The 16,925-nt window shown below is 75.2% G+C and carries 13 protein-coding genes; 5 read left to right on the top strand and 8 right to left on the bottom strand.

The window, feature by feature from the left end:
- Positions 1–193: 193 nt before the first annotated feature.
- The 6 genes from TNCT1_RS05385 to TNCT1_RS05410 all read right to left on the bottom strand — a co-directional run bounded on the left by TNCT1_RS05385 (position 194) and on the right by TNCT1_RS05410 (position 6,902).
- The gene (locus TNCT1_RS05385) at positions 194–2,146 is read right to left on the bottom strand and encodes a helix-turn-helix domain-containing protein (RefSeq protein ID WP_174266156.1); all 1,953 of its coding nucleotides are present in this window, start codon (positions 2,144–2,146) and stop codon (positions 194–196) included.
- Positions 2,147–2,222: 76 nt separating this feature from the next.
- The gene (locus tag TNCT1_RS05390) at positions 2,223–3,032 is read right to left on the bottom strand and encodes a 3-hydroxybutyrate dehydrogenase (protein ID WP_143628827.1); all 810 of its coding nucleotides are present in this window, start codon (positions 3,030–3,032) and stop codon (positions 2,223–2,225) included.
- A 54-nt stretch (positions 3,033–3,086) separates the two neighbouring features.
- Complete coding sequence (locus TNCT1_RS05395; RefSeq protein WP_143628829.1) at positions 3,087–3,566, bottom strand: NUDIX domain-containing protein; 480 nt, start codon at positions 3,564–3,566, stop codon at positions 3,087–3,089.
- Positions 3,567–3,632: 66 nt separating this feature from the next.
- Positions 3,633–5,246, bottom strand: coding sequence for an apolipoprotein N-acyltransferase (gene lnt / locus TNCT1_RS05400; RefSeq protein WP_143628831.1), 1,614 nt, complete (start codon positions 5,244–5,246; stop codon positions 3,633–3,635).
- Between the two features lie 219 nt (positions 5,247–5,465).
- Positions 5,466–6,011, bottom strand: coding sequence for a hypothetical protein (locus tag TNCT1_RS05405; RefSeq protein ID WP_143628833.1), 546 nt, complete (start codon positions 6,009–6,011; stop codon positions 5,466–5,468).
- 96 nt (positions 6,012–6,107) lie between these two features.
- The gene (locus TNCT1_RS05410) at positions 6,108–6,902 is read right to left on the bottom strand and encodes a glutamate racemase (protein WP_143628835.1); all 795 of its coding nucleotides are present in this window, start codon (positions 6,900–6,902) and stop codon (positions 6,108–6,110) included.
- A 57-nt stretch (positions 6,903–6,959) separates the two neighbouring features.
- Between TNCT1_RS05410 and TNCT1_RS05415 the strand changes: the two genes are divergently transcribed.
- Positions 6,960–8,135 (top strand): glycosyltransferase, encoded by a 1,176-nt coding sequence (locus TNCT1_RS05415; protein ID WP_143628837.1) that lies wholly within the window; start codon positions 6,960–6,962, stop codon positions 8,133–8,135.
- A 6-nt stretch (positions 8,136–8,141) separates the two neighbouring features.
- On the opposite strand, the gene TNCT1_RS05420 is transcribed toward TNCT1_RS05415, so the two are convergent.
- Positions 8,142–9,524: a TerD family protein gene (locus TNCT1_RS05420; RefSeq protein WP_143629393.1), complete on the bottom strand. Its 1,383-nt coding sequence runs from the start codon at positions 9,522–9,524 to the stop codon at positions 8,142–8,144.
- A 306-nt stretch (positions 9,525–9,830) separates the two neighbouring features.
- On the opposite strand from TNCT1_RS05420, the gene TNCT1_RS05425 reads away from it, so the two are divergent.
- From TNCT1_RS05425 to TNCT1_RS05440, 4 genes are all read left to right on the top strand, one after another.
- Positions 9,831–10,268 carry a DUF6643 family protein gene (locus TNCT1_RS05425; RefSeq protein WP_174266157.1) on the top strand — a complete coding sequence of 146 codons (438 nt, stop codon included), beginning with the start codon at positions 9,831–9,833 and terminating at the stop codon, positions 10,266–10,268.
- A gap of 42 nt (positions 10,269–10,310) precedes the next feature.
- A complete protein-coding gene (locus TNCT1_RS05430) occupies positions 10,311–11,135 on the top strand; it encodes an MOSC domain-containing protein (protein ID WP_143628840.1) in 825 nt (274 codons plus the stop codon).
- 155 nt (positions 11,136–11,290) lie between these two features.
- Positions 11,291–11,896, top strand: coding sequence for a hypothetical protein (locus TNCT1_RS05435; protein ID WP_143629396.1), 606 nt, complete (start codon positions 11,291–11,293; stop codon positions 11,894–11,896).
- 111 nt (positions 11,897–12,007) lie between these two features.
- Entirely contained in the window at positions 12,008–14,449 is a 2,442-nt protein-coding gene (locus TNCT1_RS05440; protein WP_174266158.1) for a right-handed parallel beta-helix repeat-containing protein, read from the top strand.
- A 21-nt stretch (positions 14,450–14,470) separates the two neighbouring features.
- Here TNCT1_RS05440 and TNCT1_RS05445 read toward each other — a convergent pair whose 3' ends face one another.
- The gene (locus TNCT1_RS05445) at positions 14,471–16,792 is read right to left on the bottom strand and encodes a hypothetical protein (RefSeq protein ID WP_174266159.1); all 2,322 of its coding nucleotides are present in this window, start codon (positions 16,790–16,792) and stop codon (positions 14,471–14,473) included.
- Positions 16,793–16,925: the final 133 nt, after the last annotated feature.

Below are 16,925 nucleotides of genomic sequence, written 5' to 3' on the forward strand. Positions count from 1 at the left end.
CGTTTCGGGGGGCGGTCAGTACCACTCCGGGGAACGGTCAGTGCCGTTCCGGGGACCGGTCAGTGCCGTCCCGGGGGGCCGGTCGGCGACGTCCCGTGGGACCGGTCAGCACCACTCCGGGGACCGGCCAGTGCCCTCCCGGGGGCCGGTCAGCACCACGCCGGGGCCCGGCCAATGCCGTCCCGGGGACCGGTCAATGCCGTTCGGGGGTCGCCAGCCGGTGCAGCCGCAGGGCCAGTTGGATCTCCAGGGCGCGGGCCGGCGCCTGCCAGTCCTGGCCCAGCAGGCGGCCCACGCGCTCGAGCCGCTGGGCGACCGTGTTCACGTGCACGTGGAGGGCGTCCTTGGTGCGGGCGGGGCTCATCCCGCAGGCGAAGTAGGCGTCGAGGGTGTGCAGCAGTTCCGTGCCGCGGCGCTCGTCGTAGTCCACCACCGGGCCGATGGTGCGGCCGACGAAGCCGCCCACGTCCCGGTCGCCGGCGAGCAGCAGGCCCAGGAAGCCGAAGTCCTCGGCCGCCGCGCCGTCCCCGCCGCGGCCCAGCAGGAGCAGCGCGTCCAGGCAGCGGCGGCCCTCGGCGTAGGCGGCGGCCACGGTGTCGTGGTGGACGGTGAGGTCGGTGACGGGGGCGGAGGCGCCGACGGTGACCGGCTGGTGGACGGCCGTGCCGAGGTGGCGGGCGGTCCGGCGGGCCAGTTCCGTGGCGCTGTCGCCGGCGGTGAGCGGCAGCAGCAGGACCGTGCCGCCGTCGCGGGCGGCGGCCAGGCCGTGCCGGGTGGCGGCGAGGTGGGAGGCGGCGGACCACAGGCGGCGCCGGGCGGCGGCCTCCTCGTCGGCGTCGGCGGCCGGGCCGTCCAGCCGGGCGGCCAGGACGACATGGGTGGCGTCCAGGTCGGCGTGCAGGCGGGCGGCGCGTTCGCGCAGCAGGCGCGGATCGCGGTCGCGGGCGTCCAGGAGGTCGTCCAGCAGCTCGCCCCGCACCCGGTGTTCGGCCTCGGCGGCGGAACGGCGGGCCAGCAGGAGCAGCGAGGTGACCATCGCCGCGCGCTCCAGGGTGCGCTGGTCGACCGGGTCCAGGTCCGGGTGGCCGCGCAGCACGAGCGCGCCGAGGAGTTCGCCGCCGGCGGCGACCGCGGCGATCCAGTCGCCCTGGTGGCGCACCGCGTGTCCCTCGGTGCGGGAGGCCTTCAGCGCCGCGGCAGGCGCCGTGCCGGCCTCGGTGAACTCCACCGTGCCGTCCAGGACCTGGGAGACGGCCGCGGCCACGTCGTGCACCCCGCCGCCGCGCAGGACCAGTTCGGCGAGCCGGTCGTGCACCTCGGAGGCGCGCTCGATGACCGCGCTGCGGTCCCGGATGATCTCGTTGGCCCGCTCCAGGCCGGCGAGCGCCGAACGGGTCTCGGTGAGCAGGTTGGCGGTGTCGATGGCGGCGGCGGCGAGCGCGGCGAAGGAGCCGAGCAGGGCGATCTGCCCGCGTTCGAAGACGCGGGCGCGCCGGTCGGCGGCGAAGAGGACGCCGATGACGTTGGGGCCGAGCATCAGCGGTACGCCGAGGATGGCGACCAGGCCCTCGTCCTCGACGCCGGCGTCGATGGCGCGGGTGTGCTGGAAGCGCGCGTCCTTGAAGTAGTCGTCGGTGACGTAGGGCCGCGCCGTCTGGGCGACCAGGCCGCCGAGTCCCTCGCCCATGCCGAGGCGCAGTTGCTGGAAGCGGGCGGCCACGGAGCCCTCGGTCACGCGCATGTAGGTGTCGCCCCGTGCCGGGTCGTTGAGGCTGAGGTAGGCGACGTCCGTGCTCAGCAGGGACCGGGCGCGCTGCACGATGGCCTGCAGGACGGCGTCCAGGTCCCGGAGGCCGGCCAGGTCGTGGGCGGTCTCGAACAGCGCCGACAGCTCGGCCTCGCGCCGGCGGCGCCCCTCCAGTTCCGAGCGCACCCGCAGGGCGAGCAGCTTGGCCCGTTCCAGCGCGGCGACCCGGTGGGCCGGCTGCCCCTCGGCGCGGGCGAGCAGCACCGGCTGTTCGTAGGCCTCCACCGGGGCGTCGCGGGCCAGCAGCTCGAGGTACGGGGCCCCCGCGCCGTCGTCGGGCGCCCCCGTTGCGCCCTCGGTGGCGGGGGGTCCGGCCTGCTGCAGGTGATCACGAGACATGGTCACAGGATTCCGCATCGGCGGCCCGGCCCGTCAGGCCTGTGGAAAACTGCCGGGCCCGGCGGCGCCGTCCGGTTCAGTGGGCGGTCCACCCGCCGTCGAGGACGAGGGAGGTGCCGGTGACGAAGGAGGCCTGCGGGCCGCACAGGTACGCCACGGCGTCGGCCACCTCCTCGGGCTCGATGAGCCGCTGGACGGCGCTGTCCTTGAGCAGGATCTCGGACAGGACGCGTTCCTCGGGGATGCCGTGGGCCTGCGCCTGGTCGGCGATCTGCTTCTCCACCAGCGGGGTGCGCACGTAGGCGGGGTTCACGCAGTTGGAGGTGACCCCGTGCGGGGCGCCCTCCAGCGCGGCCGTCTTGGACAGGCCCTCCAGGCCGTGCTTGGCGGCCACGTAGGCGGACTTGAAGGCCGAGGCGCGCAGTCCGTGCACGGAGGACACGTTGACGATCCGCCCCCACCCCTGGGCGTACATGTGGGGCAGGGCGCCGCGGATGAGCCGGAAGGGCGCCTCCAGCATCACGGTCAGCACGGTGTGGAAGACCTCGGGCGGGAACTGCTCCAGGGGGCGGACGAGCTGCAGTCCGGCGTTGTTGACCAGGACGTCGGTGCCGGCCGCGACGCGCTCGGCGGCGTCGAGGTCGGTGAGGTCCAGGGGGTGGGGTACGACCGTGCCCGCGAGGTCGCCGGCCCGCCGGGCGAGCTCGGTCAGCTCGGCGAGGCCCGCCGCGTCCCGGTCGACGGCTCTCACCTCGGCGCCGGCGGCGGCGAGCCGCAGCGCGCAGGCGCGGCCGATGCCGCTGGCGGCGCCGGTGACGAGGGCGGTGCGGCCACCGAGGTCGAGGGACGGTTGCGGGGCGGCGAGCGGGGGGCTGGACGTGGTCATGAGCCGACGATAGGCGCGGCCCAACCCTCACCACATGTGGCCGCCACCCATACTTCAGCAAATAGTCGTAGGGTCAAACCATGTGGGTGCCTCGGACATGGCCTGCTTGATCCGCAAGCGCCCGAACTCGTGCAGGTCCGGCAGGGCGTCCACCGTGAACCAGCCCACCTCCAGCGACTCGTCGTCGTTCACCCGCGCCTCGCCGCCCACGGCCCGGCAGCGGAAGGTGATGTCCATGTACTGGCAGACGTCGCCGTTGGGGTAGGCGACCGGCTCCAGGGCCTGGACGAGGACGACCCGCTCGGGGACGCACCGCACCGCCGTCTCCTCGAACACCTCCCGCACCGCGCAGGCCGCGGGCTGCTCGCCCGGCTCCGGGATGCCGCCGATCACCGACCACCTGCGGGTGTCGGACCGCCGGCCCAGCAGGACCCTGCCGTCGTCGTCGAAGACGATCGCGGTGACCCCGGGCAGCCACAGCAGCTGCGTGCCGGCGCTGGCCCTGAGGGTGCGGATGAAGTCAGGAGTAGCCATGGACCGACCCTAACCGGCCGGTCCACGGCCGCCCCGCACGTCAGGGGGCGTACCGCCGTCGTACGGTCACGCGCCGCCGGCGCGCCGGGCGCGCAGGCCGGAGCCGATCGCCCAGCCGAGTCCGCCCGCGGCGACCAGCACCAGGGCGATCTCCGGCAGGATGCCGAGCCGGGTCGCGGGCGTCTCGGAGGTGCGCAGCGGCACCTTCTGCACGAGGTAGGCGGGCACGAACATACCGGTCCTCTGGGTGATCCGGCCGTCCGGCATGATGATCGCGCTGACGCCGCTGGTGACCGGCACGGTCACGGTCCGGCTGTGCTCGACGGCACGGACGCGGGACATGGCGAGCTGCTGGTAGGTCATCTCGCTGCGGTCGAAGGTGGCGTTGTTGCTGGGCACCGAGATCATCTGAGCACCGTGCGTGACGGTGTCCCGGACCGCCCAGTCGAAGGCGGCCTCGTAGCAGGTGGCGAGGCCGACCCTGGCGCCGCCGAAGTCGAAGACGCCCGGCTCGCTGCCGCGGCTGAAGTCCTGGCGGACCATGCCGGTCCAGTCCTTGTTGATGGCGCCGACCAGGCCGCGCAGGGGGAGGTACTCGCCGAACGGCTGCACCTGCCGCTTGTCGTAGGTCTGGGTCGGTCCCTTGGCCGGGTCCCAGAGGATCTGCTCGTTGAGCAGCCTGCCGTCCCTCTCCACGACCCCGCCGACCGAGATCGGCACCCCGACGGCCCTGGCCGCCTCGTTGATGACGGCCGCCGCGTCGGGGTTGGTGAAGGGGTCGATGTCGGAGGAGTTCTCCGGCCACAGCACGTAGTCCGGCTTCGCGGCCTTGCCCGCCCTGATGTCGGCGGCGAGCCTGAGGGTCTCCCGCGCGTGGTGGTCGAGCACGGCCCGGCGCTGGGCGCTGAACTCCAGACCGGCCCGGGGCACGTTGCCCTGGATGACCGCGACGGTCGCCGTGCCGGCCTGCGCCTTGTCGCTGACCAGCGGCCGGGCGGCGACCGCTCCCGCCACCGGGACGGCGACGCTCAGCAGGGCCGCGGCCGCGGCACCGCGCCGCAGGGTCCGGCCGCGGCGGCGCTCGGCGATCAGGCGCCCGGCCTCGTACAGGCCGAAGCCGCACAGGACGACGGCGAAACCGAGCACCGGTGTGCCGCCCACCGCGGCGAGCGGCAGGAAGACGCCGTCGGCCTGGCCGAAGGCGATCTTGCCCCACGGGAAACCGCGGAAGGGCACGCGCGCGCGTACCGCCTCACCGGCGATCCACAGGGCCGCCGCCCACACCGGCCAGGCCGGCAGCCGGGAGACCGCGGCCACGCCGACGCCGACCAAGGCCACGAAGACCGCCTCGATGGCGGCGAGGGCGAGCCAGGGTCCGGGGCCGACCTCCACGCCCGTCCACACCAGCAGCGGCAGCAGGAAGCCGAGCCCGAAGAGGTAGCCGAGGCCGAGGGCCGCCTTCCAGCCGCGGCCGCGCAGCACCCAGGCGAAGCCGGCGAAGGCGGGCAGCGCCAGCCACCACAGGGTGCGGGGCGGGAAGCTGACGTAGAGCAGCACACCGCACAGGGCGGAGGCGGCGGCCGGGACCAGACGCCGCAGGAGCCGGCGGCCGCGCGCCGTGGGCGCGGAGGGCGGCCTGAGCTGGTCGGTCTGGTCCACGGAAGTTGCGGTGACGGTCACCCGGGGAGTGTACGGCGGTCGCCCGCGATGCCGACAGCGCCGTCCAAGCCGTCCCGGCGGCCCCGGACGTCCCTGTCACCGTGCACGCTTTCACGCGCGGCACGTCCGCCGAGCGGCGTCGGCCGTCACGGTGCGCGCCCGGCCTCAGCGGTCCGGCCGGTCCGGCACACGGCCGGGGCCGCCGCGGGTCCGGGGAGCCGGTCGGGTGACCCGCGCGGGTCAGCTGGTTGGGCCCGGTGTGATCGCCCGCAGCCGGGCTCTGATCACGCGGACCGCGGACTCCGCGTTGTCCACGGTGACCGTGAAGGTGTGGCCGTCCCACAGCCTGAGCACGATGCCCTCGCCGCGGCGGACGACGACCGCGGTGCCCTTCTCGGGGCGCCAGCGGTAACCCCAGCCGCCCCAGTTGCAGGGGGTGACGAGTGCGGCGAAGTCGGCTCCGGCGACCTCGGAGAGCGGGATGCGGCGGCGCGGCACCCCGATATGGCCGCAGCGCACCTCGAGGCAGTCCTTGTCGAGTCTCAGGTCGACGTGCACGAAGGCCAGGGTCCCGAAGAGGACCAGCAGTCCGGCCGCGATGCAGCCGACGACGGACATGGCCAGCGCGGCGACGGAGGAGGTCCAGGCGGACTCCACGGCCAGCTCGATGCCGAGCGCCATGCAGGCGGCGCCCACCAGGGCCAGCAGCCACTGGACCCGGTTGGTGGCGCGTCCGGTCCAGACGTCGGGGTGCGAGGCGTCCTCGGAGTGGCGGTGCTCGCTCATGGTTATGAGATTACTCAGATTCCGGTGCGCGGGTACCCGCACGCGGAGGGTGACAACGCCGTGCGGCCCGGGATCCGGCCCGGGGCGCGCCCTGGATCAGAGCCGGTCGGCGAGCGGGCCGGCGGCCGGCAGCAGCCGCCCCTCGGGGTAGTGCAGCGCGGCCGCGGGCAGCGCGCCCTCGCGGCCGCTGAGCAGTACCGTCAGCGCGCCCTCGGCGGGGGCCTCGGGGGTGGGCGGTTCGCCGAGGCGGCGCAGGGCCTGGGCGGCCACGGCCCCTGCGGAGCCGTGCAGGACGAGCGGGGTGGCGCCCCCGTCGCTCACGGCGGCGCGGATGCGGTCCGCCACCAGTTCGTAGTGGGTGCAGCCCAGGACGACGGTCGTGACGTCGTCCGGGGTCAGCGCGGCCGCGGCGGCGACGGCCGCGTCGATGGCCGCCTCGTCCGCGTGCTCCACAGCCTCGGCGAGACCCCAGCAGGGCACCTCGGTGACCCGGACGCCGTCGGCGAACTCCTCGATGAGCCCGCGCTGGTAGGGGCTGCCGGTGGTGGCGGGCGTGGCCCAGATGGCGACCGGGCCGCCGCCGGCGGCGGCCGGCTTGATCGCCGGGACCGTGCCGATCACCGGGATGCCGGGCTCCAGCCGGGCCCGCAGGGCGGGCAGCGCGTGCACGGTGGCGGTGTTGCAGCCGATGATGAGGGCGTCCGGCCGGCGGGCCGCGGCGGCCTCGGCGACGGCCAGCGCACGCCTGGTGACGTCCTCGGTGGTGCGCGGCCCCCAGGGCATGCCGTCGGGGTCCAGGGAGAGGACGAGATCCGCGTCGGGCCGCAGGCGCCGTACCGCGGCGGTGGCCGCCAGCAGGCCGATTCCGGAGTCCATGAGCGCGATCTTCACCCGGCCACGATAGACGATGGGCCCCGTCCGGCCGGTCGGGTGGGGCAGACTGCGGCCGTGAGCGCCATCGTGTGGATCGCCGTCGCCTCCCTCGTCGCCTGGTGCTGGCTGCTGCTGTGCCAGGGCTTCTTCTGGCGCACGGACGTCCGGCTGCCACCGCGCCGCAGTCCCGGCGCCTGGCCCCCGGTGTGCGTCGTGGTCCCGGCCCGGGACGAGGCCGCCGTGCTGCCCGCGAGCCTGCCGTCGCTGCTCGCCCAGGACTATCCGGGGCGCGCCGAGATCGTGCTGGTGGACGACGGCAGCACGGACGGCACCGGGGAGCTGGCCCGCGAGCTGTCGCGCCGGCACGGCGGGCTGCCGCTGACCGTGGACTCCCCCGGCGAGCCGCCGGCGGGCTGGACGGGCAAGCTCTGGGCGGTGCGGCACGGCATCGGCCTGGCACGCGCGCGCGACCCCGAGTACCTGCTGCTGACGGACGCCGACATCGCGCACGCGCCGGACAGCCTGCGCGAGCTGGTGGCGGCGGCCCGCACCGGCGGCTTCGACGTGGTGTCGCAGATGGCGCGGCTGCGGGTGGAGAGCCTGTGGGAGCGGCTCGTGGTCCCGGCGTTCGTCTACTTCTTCGCGCAGCTCTACCCGTTCCGCCGGATCGGCCGGCGCGGATCGCGCACGGCCGCGGCGGCGGGCGGCTGCGTGCTGCTGCGGGCGGACACGGCCGTGCGGGCCGGGATCCCGGACGCCATCCGGCAAGCGGTCATCGACGACGTCGCCCTCGCGCGCGCGGTGCGGCGCGCCGGCGGTCACGTCTGGCTGGGGCTGGCCGAGCGGGTGGACAGCGTGCGCCCCTATCCCCGGCTGCACGACCTGTGGCGGATGGTCTCGCGCAGCGCCTACGCCCAGTTGCGGCACAGCCCACCGCTGCTGCTGGGCACGGTCGCCGGTCTCGCCCTGGTGTACCTGGTGCCGCCCGCGGCCGTGGTCACGGGGGCGGTCGCGGGCAGCACGGCCACCTGGGTGGCGGGCGCGCTGGCGTGGGCGGTGATGACGGGGACGTACCTGCCGATGCTCCGTTACTACCGGCAGCCGCCGTGGCTCGCGCCGCTGCTGCCGTTCACCGCGTTCCTCTATCTCCTGATGACGGTCGACTCGGCCGTGCAGCACTACCGGGGGCGGGGCGCGGCCTGGAAGGGCCGCACGTACGCGCGTCCCGACGTGCGGCCCGAGGAGGGCTGACCCCGTTCACTTGCGGCCGGGGGTCCAGTTCATGCCCCATCCGTAGGCGCGGTCTATGGTCCGCTGCGGGCTCACCCCCCGGTCGGGCACCAGGTACCGCGCCTCGCGCCGGACGACGAGGTCGCCGCCGGTGTTGGTGATCAGGGCGAGCGCGCAGACCGTGGACGGGACCGTGCACTCGTCCAGCGAGAAGTCGACGGGGGCGCCGTGCTGGGGCCGCAGAGTGACCGTGGCGTGCAGATCGGCGAAGGAGGCGGCGCCCTCGTAGATGGTCACGAAGACGAGGATGCGCCGGAACTCCCGCGTGTGGTCGAGGTTGACGGTGAGATTCTCGCCGCTCGCCACCGCACCGGTGCGGTCGTCGCCGTCCAGGTGGATGTACGGCGGGCGGTGCAGGGAGCCGAAGGCGTTGCCGAGGGCCTGTACGACGCCCTTGCGGCCGTCGGCGAGTTCGTACAGGGCGCACAGGTCGAGGTCGACGTCGCCCTGGCCGCCGCCCCATCGGCCGCGCCGGCCCGGGAACTGCTTGCGCACCTGCCAGTTCAGGTTGACCCGCATGGCCCCCGAGGTGCCGCCCTGCTTGGCCAGTGAGACGGAGGGCGCGGCCTTGGTGAGGGTGACCTTGGAGAGCCGGACCGGCTCGGCGGCCGCCGGGGGCGGCGGGAGCGGCGCGGTGGCCGGCGGCGGAGCGGTCACCGGCCGCGCGGCGGGCGCGGGCGGCATGGCGGGCGCGGGCGGCACGACCGGCTGGGAGGGCGGCGCCGGAGGCGGCGCGGCCGGCGAAGACGCGGGCGGCACGGGAACGGCCGGCGACGACGCGGGCGGGGAGAGCGGCGCGGGCGCGGGCGGCGCGGGCGGCGCGGCCTGGCTCGGCTGGTCGACGGTGATGCCGAAGTCCGTTGCCAGGCCCTCGAGTCCGCTGCTGTAGCCCTGGCCGACCGCGCGGAACTTCCAGCCGCCCTGGCGCCGGTAGAACTCGCCGAGCAGGAAGGCGGTCTCCAAGGTCGCGCCGGGGCTGTCGAAGCGGGCGACCACGGCTCCGCCGGCCTCCTCGGTCACCTCGACGTAGAGGCCGGGGACCTGTCCGAACGTCCCGCCGTCGGCCGAGGCCGCGAGGACGATCCGCTCGATCCCGCTCTCCACGCGCGTGAGGTCGACGAGGAGGGTGTCGGTGACCCGCTCGCCGGTGGTCCGCTTGCCCTCGTGACGGACCGCGCCGGAGGGGTGCGCGGGCTGGTTGTAGAAGACGAAGTCCCCGTCGGAGCGGACCTTCCCGGACGCGAGCAGCAGCGCCGAGGCGTCCGCGTCGGGCACCGAGGGTCCCGGGCGCCAGCCCAGTTCCACGCGCAGGGCCGTGGTCGGCACCGGCGCGTTCGATCCTTTCGGCATTGTCATGTCCGCCCCCAACGTGTCGGCGTGCGTCCCGGACGTGCCCGGGCGCCCCGGTTGATCGCTACCCGCCAACCTATTCCCGGGGGCGCCGCGGGCGCATGAGGGGCGCGGGAAGACCTGCGGAGATCGCCGGTCAACCGCCGGTAACCCGCCGGGAACTCGGCCTTTACACGATCCAAACCCCGATCGGCGTCCAATTTTGCCGACTTCGCTCGTATTGGGGATCCCACGTCACGGCCGACACGGAAAACAACCCTCTTATCGGTCTCCCCAACCAGCACATCGTGGGCTTAACTTATGGCCATGACCTCCCCCCGCTCCACTTATGGCGGCGGCTACTACTCCGCCTCCTTCCCGGACACCCCGATCTACGACTCGCTCGTGGCCGAGCGGGGCACCCCGCAGATCGCCCCGATCCGGGTCCCCGCCGCGTACGACACGGGCAGCAGCCTGCCTGCCCTGCCGTCGGCGCTGCCCGCGCTCCCGTCGGCCCCGTCCCCGCAGATGCCCGCCTACGGCTACCCGCAGGCGCCGCAGCCCGCCCCGCTGCAGCAGGCGCCCACGGCGTACATCCCGCAGCAGGCGAGCGCGCCGCGCGGCTACCCCGGCCCGCAGGCGCCGCAGCAGCAGCGCCCGATGGCCGGCGGCACCGGCTACGAGGCGATGCGCCCGGCCGCCCCGCGGCCCGCGCCGGCTCCGTACCAGGACCCGTACAACAACCAGCAGTACCGCGGCTACTGACCCGCTGCCCCGGCCACCGCTGCCACCTGGCACGATGGCCGCATGGGGAACGCACGACTGCGGTCGATCCACGTCCATCCGGTCAAGGCGTTCCGGGGCGTCTCGCCCCGGGAGGCCGTGGTGGAGCCCTGGGGGCCGGCCGGGGACCGGCGCTGGGCACTGATCGACGACGGGGGAAAGGTCGTCACCCAACGCGAGCAGCCGCGTCTCGCACTGGCCGCCGCCGAGCCCTTGCCCGGCGGCGGCGTTCGTCTGTCCGCGCCCGGACGTGAACCGCTGGAGGTCGCGGTCCCGGAGCCGGCCGACACGGTGCCGGCGAGCGTCTTCGGCACGAAGGTGCCCGCGGTGCCGGCGTCCGCCGCCGCCCACGCCTGGTGCTCCGGACTGGTGGGCGCCGCCGTGCGCTTGGTCCACATGGACGATCCCGCCGTCCGCCGCCCGCTGGACCCCGGGCACGCGCTGCCGGGCGAGACGGTGAGCTTCGCCGACGGCTTCCCGCTGCTCCTCACCACCGTCGCCTCCCTCGACGCCCTCAACGGGCTGATCGCGCGCGGCGACCACGCCGCCGAGGGCCCGCTGCCGATGAATCGCTTCCGGCCGAACATGGTCGTCGAGGGCACCGAGCCGTGGGCGGAGGACGACTGGTCCCGCGTCGCCGTCGGCGAGGTGGTCTTCCGGGTCGCCAAGGCCTGTGCGCGCTGTGTGGTGACCACGACCGACCAGGACGCCGCACGGCGCGGCCGTGAACCCCTGCACACCCTGGCCCGGCACCGCAGAACCGGCGGCAGGCTGCTGTTCGGCCAGAACCTGGTGCCGGTCGCGCCCGGCACCGTCCGGGTGGGCGACCCGGTTCGGGTGTTGTCCTGACCGCCCGGGAACCCCGGCGCGGGGCACGGTCGTTGGGACACCATGAGGATCGTGTGAACGGTCCGGTGCCGGGAGTGAGGTGACCTGCTCCCGGACCGGGCGAGGGGGAGGCGGCTTCGCGGGGGGCCGTCGAGGAGCGGAAGGGGGTGGGCGACGTGCGGGCCATCAGCGGCCTGTGGCGGTGGCGGCGCAATCCGCTGCGCCGCGCGACCGATCTGACCGAGGCCTGGGTGGCCCTGGTGGCACTGGTGCTGATCGCCGTGGCCGCGCCGGTGACCGGCGTCCTGGTGGGAGTGACGGCGCAGGACTCCCTGCAGCGCTCCGCGCGCGAGCAGCGGCACGAACGCCACCTTGTCACGGCGACCGTGGTCCGGGAACTCGACGGCGGCACGGTGGAGACCGATCCCGACACCAGCGCCGTGGGGGACGCCCACAGCCGCGTGCTCGCCGACTGGACGGCGCCGGACGGCGGTCACCGGCGCGGACCGGCCCTCGCCGGACTGAGATCCCCGCATCCGGGCGACCGCTTCGCGCTCTGGACGGACCGCCACGGCCGGGTGACGGCCCGTCCGCTGGACTCCCCCACGGCGACGACGCACGCCGTACTGGCCGGTGCGGGCGCCGGGTTGCTGACCGCGGGCCTGGTCGAGTGCGGCCGGCGCCTGGTCGTGTGGCGCATGGTCCGCCGCCGGTACGCGCGTTGGGACCGGGCCTGGGACCGGGCGGGTCCGGACTGGGGCAAGGCGGGCACCGGCAGCTGACGGCCTTGCGTCTCTGGTCGTTCCACCACCCGCGCGCACGCTACGGTGGAGCGGCCGACTCGCGTTCGGCATCGAAACCCGCGTACTACGAGGTGGGGGCACGGCAACGCCATGGCACAGGGCACGGTCCAGGTGACGCACACCGGTACTTCGCGGTGGCGTCGCCGCACGGGTGAGTACGCTTCGCTCGCCGCAGCCCTGGAGGCCGCCGCCGACGGCGACGTGCTCACCGTCGCGCCCGGCACCTACCGGGAGAACCTGGTCGTACGGCGGCCGGTGACCCTGCGGGGCCCCGAAGGCGCGCCGGGCTCGGTGCGGATCGCGCCGGCCGACGGCGTCCCGCTGACCGTCCGCGCCTCGGCGGTGGTGCAGGACCTGCTCGTGGAGGGCCAGGACGCCGCGGCGCCCGCCCTGCTGGTGGAGGAGGGCACGCCCGAGCTGCGGGACGTGCGGATCGTCACCCGGTCCGCGGCCGGCATCGAGGTGCGCGGCGGGGCGCGCCCGACCGTGCGCCGCTGCACCGTCGACAACCCGGCCGGCATCGGCATCGCCGTACTCGACGGCGCCGGCGGGGTGTTCGAGGAGTGCGAGGTGGTCGCCGCCGGTCAGGCCGGGGTGTCGGTCCACGGCGGCGCCCGTCCCCGGCTGGAGCGCTGCCGCGTGCACCACGCCGCCGGCAACGGGCTGACCGCGACCGGGGAGAACTCGGCGCTGGAGGCGGTCGGTTGCGAGGTGTACGAGGTCCGCGGCTCCGGGGTGCAGATCACCGGGCGGGCCACCGCCCACCTCACCGACTGCGACCTGCACCGCACCACGGCCGACGGTGTCACGCTGGACACGGACGCGGTGCTCACGCTCGCCGACTGCCGGATCCACGACGTCCCGGAGAACGCGATCGACCTGCGCTCCCGCTCGGTGCTCACGCTCACCCGGACGACGGTCCGCCAGTTCGGCCGCAACGGCCTGTCGGTGTGGGACCCGGGCACCCGCGTCGACGCCAACCAGTGCGAGATCTTCGACAGCACCGGTGACTACCCGGCGGTGTGGGTGAGCGACGGCGCGACCGCGGTGCTCGACGCCTGCCGGGTGCACGACGTGCCGGACGCGCTGTTCGTGCTGGACCGCGGCTCACGCGCGGACGTCGTGGACAGCGACCTGTTCCAGGTGCGCAACACGGCGGTGTCGGTGAGCGACGGCGCCACCGCGCAGCTCGACGACTGCCGGATCCGGGAGGCGGCCACCGGTGCCTGGTTCCGCGACCACGGCAGCGGCGGCACCCTGAGCAACTGCACCCTGGACGGCACCCAGACCGGCGTCATCGTCACCAAGGGCGCCGACCCCACCGTCGAGCGGTGCACGGTCGACTCCCCCGCCGAGGCGGGCTTCTACGTGTCCGCCGGCGGCCGGGGCAGCTTCGTGAACTGCCGGGTCACCGGCAGCGGCGGCTACGGCTTCCATGTGATCGACGGGTGCCGTACGACGCTACGCAAGTGCCGTACGGAGCGGTGCGCGCGCGGTGGTTACGAGTTCGCGGACGCCGGGCCGGACGCCGGCTCGGGGACGGGCCCGGTGGTGGAGGACTGCACCAGCGACGAGAGCGGCGGTCCGCGCCCGCCGGCGCCGCGCGAGACGGCGGAGCAGTCGGTTGCCCCCGCCTCCACCGGTCTGCTCGGTGCGATCCCGGGCCAGCGCGTCCTGGACACGGAACCGGCCGTCGCCGCGGCCGAGCCGGAGCAGCCGGCCCGGTCCTCGAAGGCCGTGCTCGGCGAACTGGACGCGCTGGTGGGCCTGGAGAGCGTCAAGCGGGAGGTCCGGGCGCTGACCGACATGATCGAGGTCGGGCGGCGCCGGCAGCAGGCGGGTCTGAAGGCGGCCTCGGTCAAGCGGCACCTGGTCTTCACCGGCTCCCCCGGCACCGGCAAGACGACGGTCGCCCGGCTGTACGGCGAGATCCTCGCCTCGCTCGGCGTGCTGGAGAAGGGCCACCTGGTCGAGGTTTCCAGGGTCGACCTGGTCGGCGAGCACATCGGTTCGACCGCGATCCGCACCCAGGAGGCCTTCCAGCGGGCGCGCGGCGGCGTGCTGTTCATCGACGAGGCGTACGCGCTGTCCCCGGAGGACGCCGGGCGCGACTTCGGCAAGGAGGCCATCGACACGCTGGTGAAGCTGATGGAGGACCACCGGGACGCGGTGGTGGTGATCGTCGCCGGCTACACGGCCGAGATGGAGCGCTTCCTGTCCGTCAACCCCGGCGTCGCCTCCCGCTTCTCACGCACCATCACCTTCGGCGACTACGGCCCCGACGAGCTGCTCAGGATCGTCGAGCAGCAGGCCGACGAGCACGAGTACCGGCTGGCGCCGGGTGCGTCGGAGGCGCTGCTGAAGTACTTCACGGCGATCCCCAAGGGCGCCGCGTTCGGCAACGGCCGTACCGCGCGCCAGACCTTCGAGGCGATGGTGGAACGGCACGCGAGCCGCGTCGCCCAGCTAGAGGAGCCCAGCACCGACGACCTGACCCTGCTGTACGGGGAGGACCTGCCGGAGCTGCCCTGACCGGACGCCCGGCGCGGGCCGTCACGGCTGCGGGCGCTGGGCGGGCAGGTCCGGGCGCAGCCGGGCCAGGAGGCGGGCCCGTTCGCGGGCGAAGGCCGGATCCGCCTGGTAGTCCGAGTGGCCGAGGATCGGGGCCGGGAGCGGGTGCTCGGGGGTGCGGCCGTAGGCGAGGGGGTCGCTCAGGGGTTCGTGGTCCACCTCGGGGCCGCATGCGCCGGGGAGCCGGACCGGGCCGCCGATGGGGTCGGTGGGGCGGTACAGGTTGCGCCAGCAGGCGACGTCCCGGTGCAGCGCGGCCAGTGACGCCGGCCCGAAGTGGGCCGGGAACCAGCGGCCGTAGAGACGCTCCAGCGGGGAGCCGTAGGTCAGCAGGGCCACCCGTTTGCGGGCCGGCGGACTGAGCTGCCAGGCGGCGGACGCGGCCAGGACGCTGCCCTGCGAGTGGCCGGACAGGACCAGTCGGCCGCCGGTGCGCGCGGTCCAGGTCGCCATCCGCCAGGTCAGGTCGGGCACGGCGCGCTCGGCGTAGCAGGGCGGGGCGAAGGGGTGCGCGGCGCGCGGCCAGAAGGTGCCGACGTCCCAGAGGATGCCGATGGTGCGCCGGGCGGAGGCGTCCCGGTAGGCGCGCCGGCCCCAGGTGACGAACAGCAGGAAGCCGAGCCCGATCAGCCAGGAGCCCAGCGCCTGTGAGGTCTCGGCGGCCGCCCGTACGACGTCGTAGGTGCGCCGGGCTGCCCCTTCGGGCGGCTCGCCGGTGGCCAGGGCGCCCGACAGCGCGGCGGCGCCCAGCAGCAGGGTGGCGGCGCAGAGCACGCCGACGACCAGCGGCGCCCGGTCGGTGAGGGCGGCCATGACGCGCGCGTGGGCGATGCGGCGGGTGCGGGCGGGGTCCTCGGGCTCGCCGGGATGCTCGTGCCGTACCCGCTCGCGTTCGGCGCGGGCGAGCCGCGCGGTACGCCGGGCCAGGTGGGCGGCGAGCAGGAGCAGTACCGCGAGCAGCGGCGGGATGACGGAGGCCTGCCAGGTCAGCAGCACCGGCGGCCCGTCGAGGAGGGAGCGGGTGCCGTCCAGCCAGTCGGCGACGCGCTGCGCGACGCCGCCGGACATCACACCGCCCAGCGCACAGGCGAGCAGGGCCACCGCGGGCCCGCCGAGGCCACGCCCGGCGGCGCGCGGGTCGGGGCGCCTGCGGTGGAGGTCGTGGGCGACGACGGCGAGGACGACGACGAGCAGTCCCTGGGTCAGCATGAGGGCGCCGAAGGCCGTGTCGCCGGGCAGCCGGCCGGTGGACCGCCAACCGGGGCGGGACCAGCCGGCGTGGACCAGGGTGAGCAGCAGCAGGGCGAGGGCGCCGAGCGGCAGCCGGCGTACGAGGTGGCGGTCGAGCGTGTGATCCGGGCACCGCTCGCTGCGGCCGCGGCGGCAGACGACGCCCACCACGGCGCCCGCGCAGCCGAGCAGGGCGGCGGCGAGCAGCCAGCCGAGCACGTTCAGCGCGGCCGGGCCGCCGGGACGGTGGTCGTAGCGGATCGTGGGCGTGGCCACGGCTGCGGCGACCGTGAGCAGGCCGGCGGCGGTGTGGGCGGCGCGGAGCCGGGCCACCAGCCGGCGCCCGTACCAGAAGCCGGGCCGGGCCAGGGCGCTCGCGTCGGTCTCCGGCTCGGGGTCGCGGGCGAGGGGCTGGTGGGACTCGTAGGCGTTCCAGGTGCGGTGCGAGAGGTACCAGAGCAGCGCGGTCAGCGCGGCCGGGACCAGTGCGGCGAGCGCCAGGCGGCACCCGGGCGCGGTCCACCAGGCGTCGCCGGCCACGGCCGGTGACAGGAAGCCCAGCCAGGTGTGGCGGCGGGCGCAGTCGGCGACGCCCGCGCACTGCCAGGCGACCAGGTCCAGCGCGACCTCCGAGGCCGCGGCGGTGAACAGCACGGTCAGGGTGAGCGCGGCCAGTCGCACGAGGAGGCCGTAGAGCCGGACGGTGCGTCTGCGGCCCTGGGCCGCGGGGCGCATCCAGTGGGCGAGGTTGACCACCATGAAGGGCAGCAGCAGGAGCCACAGGGCGCGGGTGCCGTCACCGGAGGTGAGGTTGCACCAGACGTAGGCCTCCTGCACCGGTTCGCCGCGCCGGCGGGCCGGGTCCGCCGGTTCCCCGGCGTCGGCGGCGCGCCGGAAGATCGCGGCGGTGTCGTCGCCGGTGATCCGGACGGTGCGCGGGTCGTCGAGCATCTTCTCGGGTGTGGTGCCGCCGACCCCGTGCACCAGGAGTTCCAGTTCGGCGCCGGCCGGTGCGGGCGGTAATGCGGAGCCGTCCGGTTCCGGACCGGCGATGCGTTCCTGCGCAGGTTCCACTGTTCGCACTTCCCCCGTGACGCGCCTGCTGGGCCACTGTCCACGCGGGCTTCAGGTTCTCCGTTCCGGGGTGTCCGTACACCTCTCGGCACGCAATCTCCCCGATCCGTGTGACATCCGCTCCGGCCCCCGG

The sequence above is a fragment of the Streptomyces sp. 1-11 genome (genome assembly GCF_007176755.1).
Lineage (GTDB): Bacteria > Actinomycetota > Actinomycetes > Streptomycetales > Streptomycetaceae > Streptomyces.